Here is a 21,547-nt window from a genome sequence, read left to right as displayed (position 1 = left end):
AATTTATTGATTTTATTAAGTATTAGGAGAAGCCTTGATGAGCTTTTTTATCTCTCCAGCTTACGCTGAAGCAGCTGCCGCACCGGGTGGTTTAGATCCAAGTATGTTCAACCTGATCTTTCTGGTTGGCTTCGGTGTCATTTTTTACATGTTTATGTGGCGTCCACAGGCCAAGCGTGCCAAAGAGCATAAAGCACTGCTGAGCGGACTGAGTAAAGGTGATGAAGTGATCACCGCCGGTGGTCTGATCGGTAAGGTTGTACGTCTTAATGAAGACTACGTGGTATTGAGCGTGAATGACACGACTGAGCTGACTTTCCAGAAAACTCATGTCAGTGCTGCGCTGCCAAAAGGCACCATTAAGCAGATCTAGTAACAAATCCATAACCAAACGCCACTATCGTGGCGTTGTTTTTATGTGATTAGAGCCGCGATAGCGCAGGCTGTCGTCTGCGCTGGTTAAAACGTTAAAATCTAAACATTGGTGCCCGGTCAGAACAAACGTTTGCAGGCATAAGCGTTTGATCTGATAGCCGGGCTAGTTAGGGACAGAGCGCCATGCTCAATAAATATCCACTGTGGAAAAATGCGCTGATCGTGCTGGTACTGCTGGTTTGTGGTCTCTATGCCGCGCCCAACCTTTTTCCTGACGATTATGCTGTTCAGCTTTCCGGTACCCGGGAATCAAATGTAGTCAATCAACCGTTGCTGGATCAGATGACAGAGGTCTTGCAGCAGGCCAATATCAGCGTTAAAGGTGAAGAGCTGACAGAACAGGGTGGTCTGATTCGTTTCAAAGACAGCCGCACTCAGCTTGAGGCAAAAGAGGTTATCAGCCGTACGCTGGGTGATAAGTATATTGTGGCCCTCAACCTGGCGCCAACCACGCCGGAGTGGCTCAGATCGATTGGGGCAGGCCCGATGAAACTGGGTCTCGACCTGCGCGGTGGTGTGCACTTCCTGCTGGAAGTGGATATGGTGTCCGCAGTGGCACAGCGTCTGGATGTCTATGTCAGTGAGATTAAAACCAAGCTGCGTACCGAGAAACTGCGTTATCGCTCGGTAGAGCATCGTGAAGATGGCAGTCTGGAACTGAAGTTCTCGGCGGCCGATGTGCGCGATCGGGCGGCGACTCTGCTGCGTAAAGATTATTCCGAATTTCTCATCAACACCGAGGACAGGGATGACGCTTTCTACCTCTCTATTACTCTGGTGGAGAGCAAAGTCCGTGAGATCGAAGACTATGCCATCAAGCAGAACCTGACCACCCTGCGTAACCGGGTGAATGAGTTGGGTGTTGCTGAGCCGCTGGTGCAGCGTCAGGGACGTAACCGTATCGTGGTTCAGTTGCCGGGTATTCAGGATGCCGCTGCGGCGAAACGGATTATCGGTAAGACTGCGAACCTTGAGTTCCGTCTGGAAGCGAAAACCGATGCGCCCCGGGTGACCACCGAAACCTACGAGTTCCGTAATGAGAACCGTGAGGCGACCCTGGAAAAAGATGTCATTATCACCGGTTCCAGCGTGTCTAACGCCCAGTCATCCTTCGATGAAAATGGTCAGCCGCAGGTGAATATCACTCTGGACGCCAAGGGTGGCCAGCTGATGAACCGTACCACCCGTAACGCGATCAAACGGCGTATGGCGGTGCTGTTTGTTGAACATAAGAGCCGTACCCTCTCTGAAACCGTCGATGGTGAGCAGGTGACCAAGCGGATCCCCTATGTCGAGAAGAAGATTATCTCACTGGCAACCATTCAGAGTGTTCTTGGCAACCAATTCCGCATCACCGGACTGGACAGCGCTACAGAATCGTCTGAGCTGGCGTTGTTGCTACGGGCTGGTGCGCTGGCGGCACCCATCTACTTTGTCGAGGAACGTACTGTCGGTCCAAGCCTGGGTGAGCAGAACATTGAGCTGGGGATGATGTCGGTGCAGATCGGTTTTGCCCTGGTGCTGCTGTTTATGCTGGCGTACTACCGGGTGTTTGGTCTGCTGGCCAATATTGCCCTGACACTTAACCTGGTGATGCTGCTGGCAGTGATGTCGATTCTATCGGCTACCCTGACGCTGCCGGGCATCGCGGGTATCGTACTGACCGTGGGGATGGCGGTGGATGCTAACGTGCTGATTTTCTCGCGAATACGGGAGGAACTGAAAAATGGTATGCCTCCACAGTCGGCGATCAACGCCGGTTTTGACCGCGCATTCTCCACCATATTTGACGCCAACATTACCACTCTGCTGGCGGCGGTGATTCTGTTCGCGATGGGCTCCGGCCCGGTGAAAGGGTTCGCGATTACCCTGTCGGTCGGTATCCTGACCTCCATGTTCACCGCGATCATGGTTACCCGGATGCTGGTTAATCTGACCTACGGCGGTCGTACGCTGAAGAAACTGTCGATCTGACGGAGTAGAGTAAGATGACGACTGAAAAAATTTATAACTTTATGGGGCTGCGAAAAATCGCTGCTGCATTTTCGATCACCCTGTTGCTGATCTCGGTTGGCTCACTGGCGGTCAACGGACTTAAGTTTGGTCTTGATTTTACCGGTGGCTCACTGATCGAAGTGGGATATCAGCAGGAGCCAGACCTCAACGGCATCCGCGATAAGCTGAAGAATGCCGGCTATGAAGATGCCATTGTGCAAACCTTTGGCTCTCCGGTCGATATTCTGATCCGTATGGGCGTTGCTCACGATCCGAAACTGGGAGATATGGTTCTTCAGACGCTGCAGAGCGGTGAGACTCAGGAACTGACCCTGCGCCGTAACGAGTATGTGGGCGCTCAGGTGGGTGAGGAGCTGCGTGAACAGGGCGGCCTGGGTATGTTGCTGGCGCTGTTTATGGTGATGGTCTACGTCGCCTTCCGCTTCCAGCTGAAGTTCTCTATCGGCGCGGTAACCGCGCTGGCCCACGACGTGCTGATTGTGCTGGGCTTCTTCTCCGTGCTGCAACTGGACTTCGACCTGACGGTGCTGGCCGCTATTCTGGCGGTAATCGGTTACTCGCTGAACGATACTATTGTCGTGTCTGACCGTATCCGTGAGAACTTTCGTCGGATGCGTAAGAGCGAGCCGATTGAGATTATGAACGTCTCACTGAGTCAGACCCTGGGTCGTACGCTGGTCACCTCCCTGACCACTCTGCTGGTGCTGGTGGCGCTGGCGGTGTTTGGTGGTGAGATGATCTTTGGCTTTGCGGTTGCGCTGCTGGTGGGTGTCTTTATCGGTACCTACTCCTCTATCTATGTGGCGGCGAACATCCTGATCATGCTGGGCATCTGTAAAGAGGATCTGATCCCGCCAGAGAAGCCGGATGGTGATGAGATCGACGAAATGCCATAAACCGCATTTTTAGTGTTAAAAAAACCGGCTATCAGCCGGTTTTTTGTTAACCGCTCCGGCCACCTCCGGGCTACCGGTTTGCAACTGGTTGACTAAACTGCAGGAACAGGAAAACGCTCCAGATTCAGTAATGGTTGGAGTATAGTTATTCAAAACGGATATAACAGAAGATCATTAATGTCTGATTCAAAGAATTTTTCTGAAGACCCTTATGCCGACCGCGAAGCGGAAAAATATGATCGCCCGATAGCCAGTCGCGAGCTGATAATGCAGTTGCTGGCAGAGCAGGGAGAGCCTCTCACCCGTCCCCAGCTGGAGGTGTTGCTGGAGATCGGTGATGAGGACAGTGCCGAAGCGTTACGCCGTCGTCTGAGGGCGATGGAGCGTGACGGACAACTGATGCGCAACCGCAAAGCTCAGTATGTGCTGCTGAGTAAGCTTGATCTGGTGGCCGGGAGGATTACGGGGCATCGGGATGGTTTTGGCTTTCTGGTTCCTGATGAAGGCGGCGATGATATCTTTCTCTCGGCGCGGGAGATGCGCCAGGTGTTCGATGGTGACCGGGTGCTGGTGCGGGCCACCGGTGAAGACCGTAAAGGACGGGTAGAGGGGGCGATTGTCGAAGTCCTGGAGCGCAAAACCCGCAAGCTGGTAGGGCGTTTTCATGGTCATGGTGGGTTCGGTTATATGACCCCGGAAAACCAGCGGATTACCAATGATATTCAGATTCTGCCCGACCCAGATAGCGGCCTGGAGTATAAGCAGGGGCAACTGGTGGTGGTTGAACTGATCACCCCGCCTTCGAAGCGTGCCAAAGCCACTGCGCGGGTCACCGAGGTGCTGGGAGATCATATGGCACCGGGTATGGAGATCAAGGTTGCCATCCATAACTATGATATCCCCAATGAGTGGACCGATGCGATTCGTCAGGAGGTCAGTGAGTTTGGCCCGGAAGTACCCGATTCTGCGGTTGAGAATCGTGTTGACCTGCGCGATCTGCCGCTGGTAACCATCGATGGTGAGGACGCTAAAGATTTCGACGATGCGGTCTACTGCGAGCCGAAACGCGCCGGAGGCTGGCGGCTATGGGTGGCTATTGCCGATGTGTCCTCCTATGTGCATCCCGATAGTCAGCTGGATATTGAGGCGCATAAGCGGGGCAATTCGGTGTATTTCCCCGAGTTTGTGGTGCCGATGCTGCCGGAGATGCTGTCCAACGGGCTGTGCTCGCTGAACCCCGATGTTAACCGGCTGGCGATGGTGTGTGAAATGACCATCAGCGCCAGTGGTAATCTTAGCGAATATACTTTTTACGAGGCGGTGATCCGCTCCAAAGCACGACTGACCTACACCAAGGTGGGAGCGATGCTGGAGGAGCCCGATTCTGATTTCGGTGCGGCGATGCGTCAGCAGTATGCTGAGGTGTTGCCCCATATTGAAGATCTGCATGAACTCTATTGTGCCCTGCGCACGGCCCGGGAGGAGCGGGGCGCGATCGATTTTGAAACCACGGAAACGCGGATTCTGTTCAGCGAAGACCGCAAGATCGAGAAGATCGTTCCGGTGGTGCGCAACGATGCCCATAAGATTATTGAAGAGTGTATGCTCTGTGCCAACGTTGCTTCCGCGCAGATGTTGCAGAAACTGAAACAGCCGGCGCTGTTCCGGGTGCATGATGGGCCGAAAGAGTCTAAGTTGCAGGCACTGCGCACCTATCTTGGACCGCTGGGGCTGAGCCTGGGCGGCGGCGATGAGCCAACCCCGCCAGACTATCAGGCGCTGTCTGAATCGCTCGAAGGGCGGATTGATAAGCATGTTATTCAGGTGATGATGCTGCGCTCTATGTCGCAGGCGGTATACAGTCCTGAACATAAGGGGCATTTTGGCCTTAACTATCCCGCCTATACGCACTTTACTTCACCGATCCGCCGTTATCCTGATCTGCTGGTGCATCGGGCAATTCGCGGCCTGATCCACTCCGATAGTGATAGCCAGCATATTACCCGGCCAGCCAACTTCCGGCCTGATAAGCGTTTTATACATCGCTATACCATGGAGCAGATGGTCGAGCTGGGTGAACACTGTTCTATGACCGAACGGCGTGCCGATGATGCCACCCGGGATGTGATGGCCTGGCTGAAGTGTGAATATATGCAGGACTGTGTTGGCGAAGAGTTCAGCGGTGTTATCTCAGCGGTCACGGGTTTCGGGGTATTTGTCGAGCTGGAAGAGGTCTATGTTGAAGGCCTGATCCATATCTCGGCGTTGCCGGGGGATTATTATCACTACGATGCCGCACTGCAGCGTCTGTATGGTGAACGTAGTGGGAAGTCTTTCCGTCTGGGTGACCGGGTGCAGGTTCAGGTGGCCAGAGTGGATCTGGATGATCGCAAGATCGATTTTGATCTGGTGAAAAAACTGGATGCTGCCGATAAGCAGGCTGTGGGGTCTGCGGAGCCTGGGAGCGAAGCAGAGGCGAAACCGAAACGGCTGAGTAAGCGTGAGTTGCTGCGCACCGGTAAGATAGCCATGGCTGAGCTGGAAAGCCGCCAGGGGCGCAAACCTTCAGGGGGGCGTCGCTCAGACAAGCCGGGGTCGGGCCGCTCTGAGCCGGAAAGGACTGGTTCAGCCAGACCGAAGCGGTCATCACCGCGTAAGGACGCTGAGAGCGAAACGCCCTGGGGAGGTTCTGCCGATCGCAAAGCCTCTGCTAAGCCCGCCCGTAAACGCTCACCTGAGCCGAAAGCGGATAGAAGCTCGCGGCAAAAGTTAGAGGCGAAGCCGGGGAATTCTGGCGGCGCACGGTTAAGCGAATCTGAACTGGAAGTGATCCGGCTGTCGAGGAAACCCTCCAAAGGCCTGAGCAACCGGGCTAAAAAGCGTAAGCTTAAAAAACTGCGCGGTAAAACATCACGCTAAGGTTTCATTGTAATTGCGGTTTCAGTAGGAATTTTAGTACGTCTTAACTAAGGCAGATATCAGTCCCGATGATATCTGCCTTTTTGTTTATTCGTATTAAGTGCTGTCGGGAAAACGGCAGTCTTGTATAGAAATTGATCAGTAGCTTACTGTTTGTCATTGAGGACACTAATGTCTCTGTATTATTCGGCTGTTTGAAAACTAGTATTGCTCATTATGAGTAGTTATATGGTAGGTAGTTAACATATTGTTTTAAATGTTTTTTGTTTCAATTATTTGAGTTAAAGTGGCTGATTTTCTGGTGAAAATGTTCAGATCTGTTGACTTTTTTTTTGTTTGAATGTTGCGTGAAATGTAGCCATACTCCGTGGAGGAAAAAAATGTTCTATGCGGTTTTATAAACTAATAACAATGAATAGCAAAGGATGCTGACTCTCCTGTATGGTTGCCAGGCAGAGATTCCTCAGGATGAGGTCGAGGGGGAACCATGGAAAACAAAAAAATAATCCGTGCCATTGCCAGCGCGGGTTTATGTTCTGTATTGCTCAGCTCAGTTCAGGCACAGGCTGAAGATTTGATTGATATTTGGAAAGTAGCTGAAAAGAACGATTCTAAATACCTGTCTGCATACCATAAATTCCGATCTGATCAGGAAATTGTCAATCTGAGTCGAGCAGACCTTCTTCCTACCATCTCCTTCCAGTATGAGCATAAAGAGACCAGCCAAACCATAAACGAGTCAGATAACGCTGTCTTTTATGGTAACTCTGCTGATTATCCCACTGATAGCTATGGCCTGACACTCACCCAATCAATATTTGACTACTCCCGATGGCAGCGTTATGACCAGTCAAAAATCAGTGCCAACCGCGCTGAGATCGAATATAAGCAGGCCAGGCAGCAATTGTTGTTAAGATTGTCAGAAAGCTACTTTCTGGTTCTCGAACGAAGCGATCAGCTAGAGGCGATTGCAGCTGAAAAGAAAGCGATGCTTAAACATGTTGAAGTGTCCGAAAAGAAACATAAAACGGGGCTGGTAAGAACCGTTGATCTGCAGGATGCTTCTGCACGTTATCTTAATGCGTTGAGTAAAGAGACCGAACTGCAAAGTCGCTTAATGGATAGTCGGTATGCACTGCGAGAATCTCTGGGCTCTATGCCGGGCAATCTGTCCCGATTGCGAAGTGATGTCAAACTTGAGATGCCCGTACCATCTGATCCAGAGGAGTGGGTCAGGCTTGCTGCAAAGAACAACCCCGAATTACAAGTGCTTAACCTCTCTCTAAACGAGGCTGATAAAGAGATCAAGGCGTTGCGCGGTGGCCACTATCCCACTCTTGATCTGCTCCTGACCCATGGTAATGAAGCCAAGGAGGGGTCTCCCTTTGGTGGTACCAGTGATATCGATACAACTGAGGTGACCGTTCAGTTGAATGTCCCTCTTTATTCTGGCGGAAAAACCTCTGCGAAAGTTCGTCAGGCAATTGAGAAGCGTAATAGTGTGCTTGAGGATCGGAATGATAAGCAGCGCTCTGTTGAACGTTCCGCTCATGATGCTTATCGCCGTATCAATGAAGCCATTGTACAAATCGACGCTCTTGAGAAATCTCTTCAGGCGCAGGAACTCCGTTTGAAATCTAAGTCAGCAGGCCACCGTAGTGGTCAGAATAGTCTGGTGGAGGTTCTGGATGTTGAGCAGGATCTTTCCGATGCCAGGCAGGCGTTGATCAAAGCACGATACGATTATGTATTGAACGTTTTGCGGCTGAAGTTTGCGGTTGGTGCTCTTCAGGAAGAAGACCTGTCAGCAATCAATAACTGGCTTACAAACGATCAGTCTTAGTCTGCATGTTGCTCTGGCGCATTGTTTATTTTCGTTCTGTTGCCCTGAGCCACCCGCATATCTCCTGTATCAACTGAAAAAAGCTTACTGGTGCGCGGCTTTTTTCAAATGACAACATCATTGGATGAACATTATGTCGTATATATTTAATCGTCTATTCAGAATGCGTTATGACAAATTCCGCAATTTAAGACAATTCATATGGAGCAGTCAGGGGATCACTGCCCGGCGACGTAATACCTATCTGATGGAACAGATGGAAAATCGTTACCTGCTCTCAGCGGATGCGGCACCGCTTGCACTAAGTGCAGAGTTGCTCAACGAAAAAGTCGTTGTAGAACAGTTGATTGACGCTGGCTTAGCTGAAGCAAGTAACTCACAGGAACTGCAGTTAGTTCGTCAGCATGATTATGATCTGGATGGTGCAGATAGCAACAGTAATACCGGGATTGAGAATCTTCAGCCTGCTGAGTTTCAACCAGAGCAGCTTCAGTCAGAAGAGCCTGAGGCGGAGGAATCTCAGCCAGAAGCGCTCCAGTCAGACTCTGATAGTGAGGTTGAAGCGGTTCAGCCTAAAGAGGATGCTGCTGAGGTCGCTGTTGATGCGACGGCTGATACGGAAGCTCAGACGGCAAAATCGGCTGCTGCGATTCGACATATTCAGCAATTGTCTGGGCATCAGTTTGTTGTTATCGATCGTTCAGTTGAGGATTATCGCGCCCTGTTAAGTACCTTTATGGGCGAGACCGCCAGTGGGCTTGAATGGCATGAAGAAACCACCAGTGCGGGTAATGTTCTGGTCGCAGACTGGTACCCTACTGATGAAAATACCGATGAGAGCTTAACCACTGATAACGAATTGAGCGATGTTTTATCTGAGGTGCCAACCAAGCGCACCCAGGCGGATCGTGTCACGGTCGTCTTGCTGGATAGCGAAGGAGATGGTGTTGAACAGCTAGCGAGTGTGCTGTCGGCGTATGACGATATTGCTGCATTGCATGTGTTATCCCATGGGGCGACAGGTTTGCTGCGCCTGGGTACTGCGACCCTGGGTAGTGCTTCGTTAGAACGTTATCGTCAACAGCTGGAAGCCTGGGGCAGGGCATTAAAGTCAGACGGCGATATTCTTATCTACGGCTGTAACGTTGCCCAGGGTGAAGTGGGTATCGCATTTGTTGACCGGCTGGCGGGCGCCACGCAGGCAGATATTGCCGCGTCTGATGACCCGACGGGTAATCGATTTATCGGCGGCGACTGGATACTGGAAACCGAGTCAGGGTATGTCACTTCTACCCTTGATATGATGCCCTCTGAGCAGTTGTTTTTTGCATCGAATGATCCTCTGTATGCGGGGCTTTTGGCTGCCGATAAATCTGTTAGCTTAGGTGAGCTGAATGGCTCGGTGACACCGGTAATTTTTGCTGCGGGTACCGATACCATCAACTTTACCGGTGTGAGTAGTGACATCCGCATTACTGTGACGGGCAAAACCGCCACCACTCCGTTCAAAATCACGGCACAGTCAATCAATGAAACCACCGGTGCCCTGGTGCCTAATACGTTGCGCACTTTCCAGTTTGCCGACGGTGATGATTCCACTATTAAAAATATTAAAGTGGGTCGGGTTGGCTATAAAACTGAGCTTGAATTGCAGACCAAAATAGATGTTCTGGATACATCCGCACTAGCTGCCGCGCACATCGCTATCAGCAAAAAAGGCACTGCGCTATCGAGTGATGATGCCTTTAAATGGGTTAAAGACTATGCGGCGATGGGAATTGACCCAGCCGCTGCCGATGCCGCTGCACAACTGAATGCTAAAAGTACGGTTGCGGTGGTAACCACCGGAACGGGCGAAGTAGGCAAGTTATCGATTGGTAAGACCCTGGATGCGGCAAATACCCGGCTTATTATCGATGATACTGGTGCACCAATAGACATCAGTAAAGCCAATGCCAATTATACCGGCAAAATTGATCTGCTGTATAACTCTGGCAGTTCAGGCACTGTGCTGACCAATTACGTCAACCTGTCAGCGAGTAATATCATCAAAGGTGTGGGCACCTTAACAGGCTTTACTACTGCATCATTCGCATCCTTTAGCGCCGACAAAGGCGCTCAGAAATTTGATGTCACCGGTTTAACTGGTGTGACTGTGGATGCCGGTGCGGGTGAAGATTACCTTGTTGGTGGCGCGGGTACACAAACCTTAGTGGGTGGTGCTGGAACCGATACTTACGTGTTTAAAGACAGTTGGGGGGCGGATCAGGTTATCGAGAAAGCCGATACCAAAGATGGCTTAACGGTGATTAAGGGCGGCGATGCTGATGCCCTGGATTTCTCTGCGCTGACTCAGGCGATTACTGTTGAGTTTCACCCTTCAGTTAAGTCGACCAAACCGCTGTCAACCGCAACGGTTCCGGGTATTCCGGTGGTCTCTGGAGTGTCGGATACCGACCGGACATCGGCCGATAAATATGGTGTTCAGGTTTTTCAGGGGCAGAATGTAACCACCAGCACACACTCGGTCAAAAATGCCATCAATGTTGAAAAAATCATCGGTGGCCTGGGGGATAATACCTATAAATTCAATAATGACTGGGGCCAGTTTTATCAGGGCGCAACACCTGCACTGACAGAAACGGTTAACTTTTTTATTGATGACACACAGTCTACCAGCAAAAAGGGGACGCTTGATTTCCGTGAGGTCACTCACGATCTGATTTTTGAGCTGGATAGTGTCAGCACCACGTCGACCGGGACTCCGGCGATCACGACGATAACGACAAAAGTGAAAGTAACGGCTGTCGTCGAGAAGCAGATCAATATTGGTACAACGGCAGCACCTGTTTTAAAAACGGTCACTTACACCTATGTCGTTAACGCAGATAATATCGCTAACATCATTGGTGGTCAGGGCAAGAATACCTATATCATCAAAGACCAGGATGCCTTGCAGGGCAAGATTCTGACCGCTAAGACAACGGGCACCCTGGCCGAAGGTTTGGTGACCGGTAACGTCTATGTGGCAGGCGCCAATATTGCTAAAACCGATGGCGTTAATATTCTCGATTACTCGCAATACAAGTCTACTAACACGAAAGATGTGATTGTGGATCTGGGTAAGTCGACTACGGGTGTCATTAATAAAGCGGTCACTGGTATTTTAAATACTGGCGATGGTGTAGTCGCCCCAGCGGCCACCAACGAAGTACAAAAACTGACCATCCCAAAAGTGAAAACCGCGCCAACGGTTGCTCAGGAACTAAGCAACATACAAAGTTTCAGGCTGTCTTTGGGTGGGGTAGAAACCAGAGAGATCAGCAACTCAGGCAGTGCCGCTTCGATTGCTGCTGAGATGGCTGCAGCGCTCAACTCTCTGGCGTTGAAAGCAACGCCGGTGACGACTACCAACACGACCGCGACGCCTCCCCCGGCACCCTCGCTTCCGCTGGTGACTGTGACAGGAAGTGGCTCGGCTGCCGGAACTACTCCTTACGAGTTCACTATCACCTTCCAATCTTTATCCGCTGGACTGAATATCCCGGAAATTAAGCTGATAGCGGAAGCGCGTCAGGAGAAAAAAACCACCGGAGGAACCACTCAGGCCACGGTGATTTTAAGTGCAGAGACTGAAACGAATCCTGATCCGCTGACGATCATAAAAAAATACACCTCCAGCGGTCCTGCCCCCGAAGACCGTTACACACTGACCACCACCATTAAGACCATCATCATTGATGCGGTGGAATTTACCGCAGCCCGTACGGGATTAAAAGCGGGTGGCATAGACCGCATCGATGGTTTGAAAGGCACCACCGATACAGGTGCTGGTACGGTTAAGAGTATGACCGTACTGGGTGACTTTGGCTTATTGGTCAATGGTACCGGTAGTGGCGACGACCTTATTTTTTCTGATAACTACACTCAGGCGGTCAGTGTTAAAACCGGACGAGTCTGGGATGGCGGTGCTGGTCAGGACATTATCACTGGCACGCTACAGGGCGACACTCTGTATGGTGGCCTGGGCAATGATGCCATTGGTGGTGGCGAAGGCGATGATAACCTCAGCGGTGGCGCAGGTAATGACCGCATCAGTGGCGGCCAGGGTGATGATGTTATCAACGGTGGAGCAGGCAATGACCATCTGAGTGGTGGTCTGGGTGATGACAGCATCGTGGGGGGCGCTGGCCATGATGTCCTCTATGGAGGCATCGGTGACGATACCCTGATTGGTGGTAAAGGCTACGATCACTATGTGTTTATCAATGACTGGGGCCAGGACGAAGTTATTGAAAGCCAAAAAGGTAAAGATGATAAAACCACCGACGAAGGGCTGAAAACCCGTGGTGATGTGCTCGATTTCTCCAATGTTACTCAGGAGATGACCTACCTGTTTAACAGCAACAGCTTATTGGCAGGCACCGGTACTTTCATTAAAGATAAAACCAGCTGGACTAAAACCCTTTCCGGGTTTGGTGACGTGTCTGGTCATTTTGCGCTGACAGCCAATACGGTCCGGGTTAACAGTGAAGGTAACGCCAATGACGTTCAGAGAATATTTCTGGGTGGCGCTACATCTGGCAATTTTACGGTAAAACTGAACAATTTTCCTAAGCCGGATGGCTCGGTTGAAACAACTGCGCCGATTACTATAACGGTAGGCAGCACCAAAACGGCGACGGCGACCAATATAAAAACCGCACTGGAAGCTAAGCTCAGGACCCTGCTGACTGAAAACGGGGTAGCCCCGGTCGGTGATCTGGTGACAGTTAAATCCGCAGGCACCGGGACCGGAGCGTTTGATGTCGAGTTCAAAAAACCGATCTACACCAACATCCCATTAATGACGATTGTCAGTACCACCGGGTTGACCTATGCTGCGCCGGTGGTTGGCTCCGTGGAGCCAGGTTCTAACATCATCGATGCGACCACGGGGCTGATTACTAAACACACCAACGGTTCAATTAATATCGACCTCGGACTGGCCGAATCCGGCAGCTTTACCTTCGGTTTCAAATATACTAAAACGGTTGCCGGGGTAGAAACGCCCAACCTGGCTGTCTCTGTTACTGTACCGATTGCATCGGGTTCAACCCCCAGCGATGTTGCAGCCCAGATTCAGCAAAAACTAAACGAACACAATCCACAGATATTTGCCAATGTCGTTGTTGCCGGGGCAGGCAATAAGTTTGAAATTACCGTCTTAAACCCTGAAATCAGTGGCCTGAATACCGCTACGATTACTAACGCTTCAACGCTTAAAGGTAAGCCTGCTATCTGGACAACAGTTGAGGGCTCTTCTGTTCGTGAAGTTAAGCAGCTAACACTCAACAATGTTACTGAAGGTAGTTTTGTTTTAAAGATTGGTAAGTATTCCACCGGCCCTATTACCATTGATACAACGGCCGCGACAGCTGAACTGAAAAAAGAAAATACGCGCTTAGCTATTCAGACCGCATTAAATAATCTGAAGCGTAATTTTGTCCAGAAATACACGGTTGAGGTGCAGACTGAGAGTTTCACCGCGGATCTGAAAGAGTGGAAAATCACCTTTAAAACCCCGGGTGAAAATGATGTCACGGATATGTCTGTCGATGTGACAGGCTTAACCGGGACGAATAATTTACAGGGACGGGTGACGACTCTGGCCGATGGTAGTCTGCCTGGCAATATCCACGCATTTGAGACTATTCTGGCCCCCAATGCTGATGCGACCTTTATCTTTGGCTCCGCGTCGATGGCCGACATGCTGGCGGCGATTGCGGTGCCTGAAGCGTTACGTAAAGCCAATAGTGTAACCATCGACACCAGTACACTGACCGCGAATGGTCATGTACTGGATATCGATTTTAGCCAGGTTGCAGATGAACTGAATTTCAATTTTGAACAGGTGGGTGCGGTTAAAGAGGTACAGCCGCTCATTATTGATAACACGACTGAGGGTGAGTTTGCGCTGGATTATAAGATTCAAGAGGTGCAGCGACTCGCGTTTACCGGTGCTGAGCTGCCCACCGGGACTTTCAAGTTAAGCTTTAAGGACCCAGGTGGTTCTAATGCGCTGAAAACCACCGCAACACCTATTCAGATTGTTACCGATGCCGCGACTGGTAAGGTCGACGTTAAAGCCACCGCTTTAAAAATCCAAACCGAACTGAATAAGCTTAAGTTTACGTCGGCGACAGGCTCTCAGGTGAATCTCGCAGTGAAAGTGACAGGTGTGACCGTGGATGGTTCACCGGTCACCGCCGAAACAACAAATGAAAGCTTCAAAGCCAATAGCTGGAATATCACCTTTACCAATAAAGAACTGGTCAATGTCGATCTTTTGCAGGTAACCGCTGCATCGGTAACGCCCACTGTGACTACCGTCAGAGACGGGGTGCACAAAGTAACCGATATGATTACTTTTGTTGCGGACAATAAAGAGGCGAATATTGTCGAGCTGAAGAACAAACTTAGCGAGATGCTGGGTGAAGGCTCGGTGAGCGTTAAAGAGCCGCGCTTTGGCAGTACGGCGGCTAACACGAAGTTGAATATTACCTTTAATGATCCGGGCGATGTTGTATTAACTAAAGCGCTTAAGAATCTGGATGGCTCAGCGTTGAGTTATACCACGACGGCGGTAAGTGGCAAATTTGAACTGGCTACAACGGCTGCAAAAGGCAAGGTAGAGGGTAATGCCGGCCAATTGTCGCTCACTGTCGAGCGTGTAGCGCCAAGGCCCACCGCGTTAAGTACCGATGCTCAGGCATCAGGCTTGGTGGACAAGTTGCTCGGTGAGAGTGTTTTCGAGACCTTTGTCTTTACCGATGTCGGTGAAAATACCATCGTGCGTGGTGGTGTAAATGCCAATACCTTTTCCATCGCGGGTAAAACGACCTTTAAGGGAACAGTGATCGGCGGTACGGGCATCAAACCGCTGTCAGCACAGCTACTCAATGTTGATGGCCTGGTGGGAATGTTATCGTTAACCGCGCCTGATTTTGCGGTGAAAAATACCGTTGATATATCCGGTGGGACGTTCGCAGACCTGAGACAAATTTCATACGTTAATCTGGCGAACACCTCGAAGTCATCCGTCGCGGTTGATACCGTGGTCGATGGTCATCGGGGGGCTGAAGTTCAGCGCCTGTCTATTCCCGAAGCTCAGCGTGGCAGCTTTACATTAAGGGTGCAGGGTGACACTACATCAGTCACCACCGCCCCCATCTATCTGACCCCTCCGATACAGCAGCAGCTGTTGGTAACCGATTCGACTGACTTCAATCTGAACTATGTCACCACCTCCACCGCAGGCGTTCAAACCATTGAAACCATTACCGGTTTAAGGACCGGCACTGCAGCGGACGATATATCGACGACCATTGCCAATAAAATAAACGCGAAGTTAGCGACAGAATTTGGTCTGGCTGCGGGCTCAAAAGTTGTTTCGGTGGCTAAGAATGAGGCAGGCTACCTCATCACCTACACCAATCAGAACAACATGGTTGAGTTCACCGGTGTGCTGCCCCCTGCCTCTGTGTCAGGCAGTGTAGCAGTCTTTACTAAAGAAACGACGGCCCCCCTTAACTATGCTGCCGTAGCGCAACGTATTGAAAATGCTATATACAAGGCGATGGCGCTGCCTGCCGGAACACCAAAAACTGTTTTGGTCAGCGCCGGTGAGACTGCGGGAACATATGATCTGCGTTGGCGTGTAGCGGGTGATAAAGCGATCACCACGCTGACTGATATTTCGCTCTCGGCGCCAGCGGTTGATCTGGTGTTAACGCCCTCAACTACCGCAACGCCACAGGTTCACGAGATTACCATTACTCATGGTGCCAATTCAGATCCTTATAATTTATATATCGGTACCTATAAGACAGCAGACTTAGCCCAGAATGCCGATAAAAATGCTATTCAGGCCGCACTACAGCAGCTCATTAATCAGCAACCGACTCTAACGGGTACGGTGACCGTTACCGGCACCGGCCCGTTCACCATTAGTATTGCGGGTGGCTCTGTGCCATCCATTGTCGCTAAGAATAGTATCTTTACCGGTACTGTTCTGGGCACATCGACGATTACAAGTCAGCTTACCAATGGACAGGAAGTTCAAAGTCTCAACATTAACGGTGCTTCGCAGGGAATCGTGGGGCTGAAGTACAATCTGAGGACTGTGACGGATAACAGTTTGGTAACCGGTTCCGTCTTTGTGGATGTTGCGCTGAGCACAGCTGAAACGGCTGATACGCTGCGCGGACGTATCGAAACCGCACTCAATACTCAGCTGGCGGGCAAAGCGACTGCAGCGGTGACGTTGAGTGGTGATAAGTTCATCATTACATTGACCTCACTGACCCATATTGTCGAGTCTATGGGGGGCACCGGTTACGGCTTATCAGCGGCCACAACCGATCAGTCCTTAACACCGGTTAAGGTGGGTCGGATTGATGCCTATCTGGATCGCACCGATAGTAGTAATCCCACTCTGGTTGAAACTAACCGGATCTATAAGTTTTCAATGCCTCCCGTGGTTGCCGGTGAAACCATCAGTGGAACATTTACACTTAGTTTTGGTGGTGTAACCACAGATCCCATTGCCTATGACGGTGACAATAATGTGTTGCTGGCGAGTATTAATGCGGCGCTTGACGCATCGGCTATCAACACCCAGGCCGCTACCCTGGTGGGTAATGAGTTCCGGGTTGAAGTAGTGGCGGATATCAGCGCGGCTGAGCAGCCTTTAATCGTTGATGGCACAGCCCTGCAGATTGTTAAAGACACCGCCATTGCTGCCCCGGGAGTGGCAGCCAATATTGTCACCATTGCCAATGGCAGTGCAGTGAATGTGGCAGAAAAGCAACGTGTCACCTTAGTGGATCAGTCTCTCACTACGTTCCGTTTATCTGTCAATGGCGTCAGCACCCTTGATATCCCGGTTAACCAGAACGATGCAACCACCAGGGGCGCCATTCAAAGCGCACTTGATGCGGCGCTGGGTGCAAACAAAATTACGGTTAGTGTGAATCCGGATAGCAGTAAGACTAAGTCCTGGATACTTGAGGTCACCGCTGCCAGCCGCCTTAACGATACGGATAGCCTTGTGATTGGCGATAACGCTAATGCTCTTACTGGCTATGCCAAAGATGATTTCACTCAAACGGTTTTAACCAGTCTGTTAGGTAAGAAGGCAGGTTTTACCGGGCGCATCCAGAATATCGATAATGTAACCTACGGCGCCGGTTTAAACATCGCTTTAAACACCACCCTTAACCCTGTTGCGGCGTTGGGTAATGCCTCATTAGGCAGTAATCTGTTTGAGGTGGGTGGTAATCTGATTGAAAACACGATTGCTAACCCTTATGCGCAATTTGTTGCCAATGCAGTGGTTTCCACGGCGATCAACGGTGAGCCTTCACTGTTCTCAGAAAATGTTGTTGCCCCCGGTATTCATGTGCTAGCCGGTGGCTGGGGTGCAGATACCTATAAGTTCAGTGGCTTGTGGGGTGCCACTGCAGTTATTGAAGCCCCCGATATTAAGGTCGCAGGTGTCAGCGACTTCTTTGACACCTTAGATCTTTCCGAGGCGGGCTATGGCCTTAAAGGCCAACTGGGTAGCAGTGATGTAAAAAATACCCTGCATTATGATATCTGGGAAATTACCACCGATAACATTAGTGAACTTACCGACCTGATCAGTATTGGCCGGGATGATGCCGAAGTGCCTCTGTTAACCATTGGTGCCAATTTTATTATGGTCCGGGACGAGGTCTTTGGTTCAGCACTGAAACGATTCGGTATTCCCCTGTCTGACGACGTTTTACTGGGTAACTACGTTTTTGCCACAGGGATTGAAAATATTGTTGGCGGTGGTGGTGACAATATCTTCACCTTCCACGGGAATGCCCGTTTACGGGGGGTGATCTCTTCTGAGGGTGATATTACCCTGAATTATCAGGATTATGACAATAATACCGATGCTTCAGATACCGTTACCGGGGTGGCAGTAGATGGCACCGCCGGGGTTAATTATACCTTATGGAATGCGGTTGAGGTGCCGGTGTGGGGTGAGATTGCCGAGTCTAAAGTGCTGTTTGGCAGCGCGACCTCGGTACTGGGTGAGCGCTGGAACTCGTTGTCCGGTCTTATCAATGCAGCGGTCGCTGCAGACTCACAGTTCAACCTGTCTAATAACGCTGTTGCCGGTTTTACCAAAGTGATCGGTTCCAGCGGTGATGACACCTTTGTCGGTAACGACAATGACAATATCTTTGTGATTGGTCAGGGCGGCGTCGATACGATAGATGGTGGCGAAACTGATGAGAATGGCAACACCCTGAGTCTGGACGGTCAGACCGACAACTATTCTGTCGATCTGACACGGGGTACCGCCTTGCGGGAGCAGGGAGATGAGCAGCAGTCTATAGCGCTTAATGCGGTTGCCGGCGATCAGTTTACCCTTGAACTGCCCGTCAGTGATTACTCAGCGGTTGGTGGCTTCACCACGGCGGATATTACCGTGGCGGCAACCGCCACTGCCACCGCTGCGAATATTAAAACTGCGCTTGAGTCTTTTCTCGGGGTGAATAATGTCAGTGTGACGCCTGATGCGGCGACGCCGGGTACGTTTACGATCACCTTTTTGAATCTGGACCGGTTTGATAACCCCGGGAAGTTAATCTTTACGCCAACCCATTTAACGGCTGCAAGCGATAGTCTGGTTCAGGCCGCCGTTGCGGCGAAGGACCCATTAGATGGTACCGAGCTAAACTATATCCATCAGATTACCCTGGGTAATCAGATAAGTGGTGGTGAGTTTACGTTCACATTTGATCACCCTGATGGCACAACCGGCGCGGTTTCAGTGAATATTGCGGCAGTTGCTGATTATCAGCAGATGATGCAACAGATCGAAACCAAGCTGAATGAAGTTGCGGGTCTGACGGTTAATGTCACTCAGCCCGATCCTGCTGCGGCAGAAGATCAGCGTAACTTTACTTTCAATATTGAGTTTACCAGTCCGGCTTATACCGATGTGACCGGTATTGCTCTGAATACGGCTAATCTGGAGATGGGATCGGGCATTACTACGATCCTGGATGGCGCTGTTATTGTTGCCAACTACAAGAATATTCAAAACCTGGAAAGCGGTTCCGGCAATGATATTTTCAGAGGCAACAGCGGCGGTATCGTGATCACCGATCTGTCGACCGCTTCGTCCTTGTTTGAACTGGATTTAACCGCCAGCTCTTTTGCCGAAGGCGAATTAATTACGCTGTCATTTGCCAATTTTGAACTGTCTGCCGGTGTGACTCCCGACCCTGCCCGTCTGGAGGCTGCTTTTGCTATTGGCGCTGATAATGCAGCAACGCTCGCCAATATTGAAACGGCACTCAATGGGTTGGAGGGTATAGCGGTAGCGGTAACCAGTGCGGTTGATGATAAGTTCAGCATTGAGTTTACGACTGCCCCCGATCTGGTGGCCGACTTTAAAGTGGACGTTGCTAAAGCGACCTTTAGTTTTAATGAAAAGTTTGGTCAGGATAAGGTGTTCTCTACCGGGTCGGCAGATATCCTAGACTTTTCATCTATCTCGGAAAAAATTACTCAATCGGCGCCGCAAACCGATGCCGATGGCGAGTACACCGCGTACTCTTATACCGATGAATCCGGCACTTTACATGAGGTCAAAGCCTACGGCTCCTTCGCAACCAAAGGTTTGGATGCGGTTGCTTCGGGTGAGGGGCTGTGGACTGCCTTTAAAACATCCCAGGGCTTTGGTGATTTTGTTACTACGGCTGAGGTCGGAACGGGCGCGACAATTGATGCGACCACTGATGCCGCTGCGCTAGAGGCGCTGAAAGCTGAAGCGATTGCCCGCTGGACCGCAGTCTTGCCTGCGGCAGCACTGATCAACTTAGAAAATGTTACGGTTACCGTCGGAGACATTGGTGGCAATGTCATCGGTCGGACGACCAGTGCGGCCGGTGCGAATGGCCTGGAATACACCATTACCCTTGACGACAATGCCGCGGGTGCGACCTGGTATGTCGACGCCACTGCAAACAATGACACTGATGACGGAGCCTATGACAGCATTGACCTGCTGACCGTGCTGATGCATGAGATGGGTCATGTGATGGGTATGAGTCACCCTGATTTCGTCACCACCGATCTGATGATGGAAGAGGCGGTTAAAGGGCAGCGCTTGCTGCCGACCTCCGATCACTTTAAGAGCTTGTCGGATCAAACCAAGTTAAGTATCGGTCTGGGTGAGCTGGCGACCTGGTCTTCGCATCTGGGTAGCAAAATCGATAACTATCTGGACGATACAACAACTATTCCGTTTACCGATCTATCCTTGTCTGATCTGCTGGGTGATAAAGTCACCAACTTAGACGGCACTATTCAGACTAAAGTGCAGGCGTTTGTCGACACGATTGATGCCTATCTTGAAGTCAACAGTTCTGCCACCACCAAAGACCTGCTGCAGCACCTGCAAACCACCGGCTTGAATGATGGTTTTGCTATTAATGTCGCCTCGTCGTCGAATTTAAAAGAGTACAGTGTTGCCCTGACACTGGAAAGCTTCAGCGAACTGGTCAATCTGGATCTGAATGAACTGATCTCGTTTGGTGACTTTAACTTTGACCTGCCTATCGATATTACTCAGTCTCAGCCGCTGGTGATCAGTGGTGGCATCGACTTCATGTTCAACTTTGGTGTTGATGATGACGGTGACTTCTATGTGCGTGATCCGGGTCTGGATGCGCATTTCAATTTCGGCGAAGAATATATTGATATTACCGGTATTACTGCCGGTTCTGCTGATACCACGCCTGCCACGATTACTATTGCAGGTAATCATATTGGTGCGATAAAAAGCACCAGTGCCGGTAAGCTTATGGTCGGCGACACTTTCTATCTGCAAGGGTCTGGCAATACCGATGAACTCTATACCGTTGCGGCTATCGAATTAAGCCCTGATGGCAACTCTACGATCATTACGGTCGCCGAGGAAATTCTGGCCGCTGATCTGGCGGATGAGGTTGCCGGTAATCTCATAAAAGCCTTCGATTTTGGCGTGAATTTAGGGCCCGTTGGTTTTGAGGTGAATGATGCGGCGCTATCCGTGGGCGCCTCTGTCGGTATGGGCTTCGATGGTGTGCTTCATTATCAGGATATGCTGAGTGATAGCTCCGCATCGCTGATGGGCTCGCCTGGCTTGGAGGGCGATGCTCACTTTGAGGTGTTGTTGCCTGTCTCGCTCTCGGGTGCGCTGGATGGTTTCAGCAATGAGGTTGGGTTTATCACCGCCAGCAGCAGTAGCTTGCCAGAAAATGCGTCAATGTCGCAGTTCCTCTCCAGTATCCCCAGCTCTGTTCAGTTTGATAATTTAGAAGAAGTTTTCTCATTAGGCGGCTTGTCACTGGATATGATTATCGGTGGG

Annotated in this window: 6 protein-coding genes (1 of these 6 running past the window's edge); all 6 read left to right on the top strand. The window is 50.7% G+C overall.

Annotation, left to right across the window (positions count from 1 at the left end):
• The first annotated feature begins 37 nt into the window (after positions 1–37).
• Positions 38–373, top strand: coding sequence for a preprotein translocase subunit YajC (yajC, locus tag BMY09_RS15655; RefSeq protein WP_091360186.1), 336 nt, complete (start codon positions 38–40; stop codon positions 371–373).
• Between the two features lie 185 nt (positions 374–558).
• Positions 559–2,409 carry a protein translocase subunit SecD gene (gene secD, locus BMY09_RS15650; RefSeq protein WP_091360184.1) on the top strand — a complete coding sequence of 617 codons (1,851 nt, stop codon included), beginning with the start codon at positions 559–561 and terminating at the stop codon, positions 2,407–2,409.
• A gap of 14 nt (positions 2,410–2,423) precedes the next feature.
• On the top strand, positions 2,424–3,347 hold the full coding sequence (secF, locus tag BMY09_RS15645) for a protein translocase subunit SecF (protein ID WP_091360182.1): 924 nt from the start codon (positions 2,424–2,426) through the stop codon (positions 3,345–3,347).
• 177 nt (positions 3,348–3,524) lie between these two features.
• Positions 3,525–6,266, top strand: a complete 2,742-nt coding sequence (rnr, locus tag BMY09_RS15640; protein ID WP_091360181.1) for a ribonuclease R — start codon at positions 3,525–3,527, stop codon at positions 6,264–6,266.
• 487 nt (positions 6,267–6,753) lie between these two features.
• Complete coding sequence (locus BMY09_RS15635; protein ID WP_091360179.1) at positions 6,754–8,109, top strand: TolC family outer membrane protein; 1,356 nt, start codon at positions 6,754–6,756, stop codon at positions 8,107–8,109.
• A 133-nt stretch (positions 8,110–8,242) separates the two neighbouring features.
• Positions 8,243–21,547 carry part of the coding region annotated (locus BMY09_RS15630) for a DUF4347 domain-containing protein (protein WP_175483566.1) on the top strand (this coding region is incomplete at its 3' end). The annotated region continues 23,249 nt past the right edge of the window, so 13,305 of the 36,554 annotated nt are shown.

The sequence above is a fragment of the Amphritea atlantica genome, assembly GCF_900111095.1.
Taxonomy (GTDB): Bacteria; Pseudomonadota; Gammaproteobacteria; order Pseudomonadales; family Balneatricaceae; genus Amphritea; species Amphritea atlantica.
This window is presented reverse-complemented; position numbering and strand designations above follow the sequence as displayed.

Coding starts and splice junctions, on each gene's coding strand:
- secF (WP_091360182.1), top strand. CDS start 2,424: ATGACGACTGAAAAAATTTATAACTTTATGGGGCTGCGAAAAATCGCT.
- yajC (WP_091360186.1), top strand. CDS start 38: ATGAGCTTTTTTATCTCTCCAGCTTACGCTGAAGCAGCTGCCGCACCG.
- rnr (WP_091360181.1), top strand. CDS start 3,525: ATGTCTGATTCAAAGAATTTTTCTGAAGACCCTTATGCCGACCGCGAA.
- BMY09_RS15635 (WP_091360179.1), top strand. CDS start 6,754: ATGGAAAACAAAAAAATAATCCGTGCCATTGCCAGCGCGGGTTTATGT.
- secD (WP_091360184.1), top strand. CDS start 559: ATGCTCAATAAATATCCACTGTGGAAAAATGCGCTGATCGTGCTGGTA.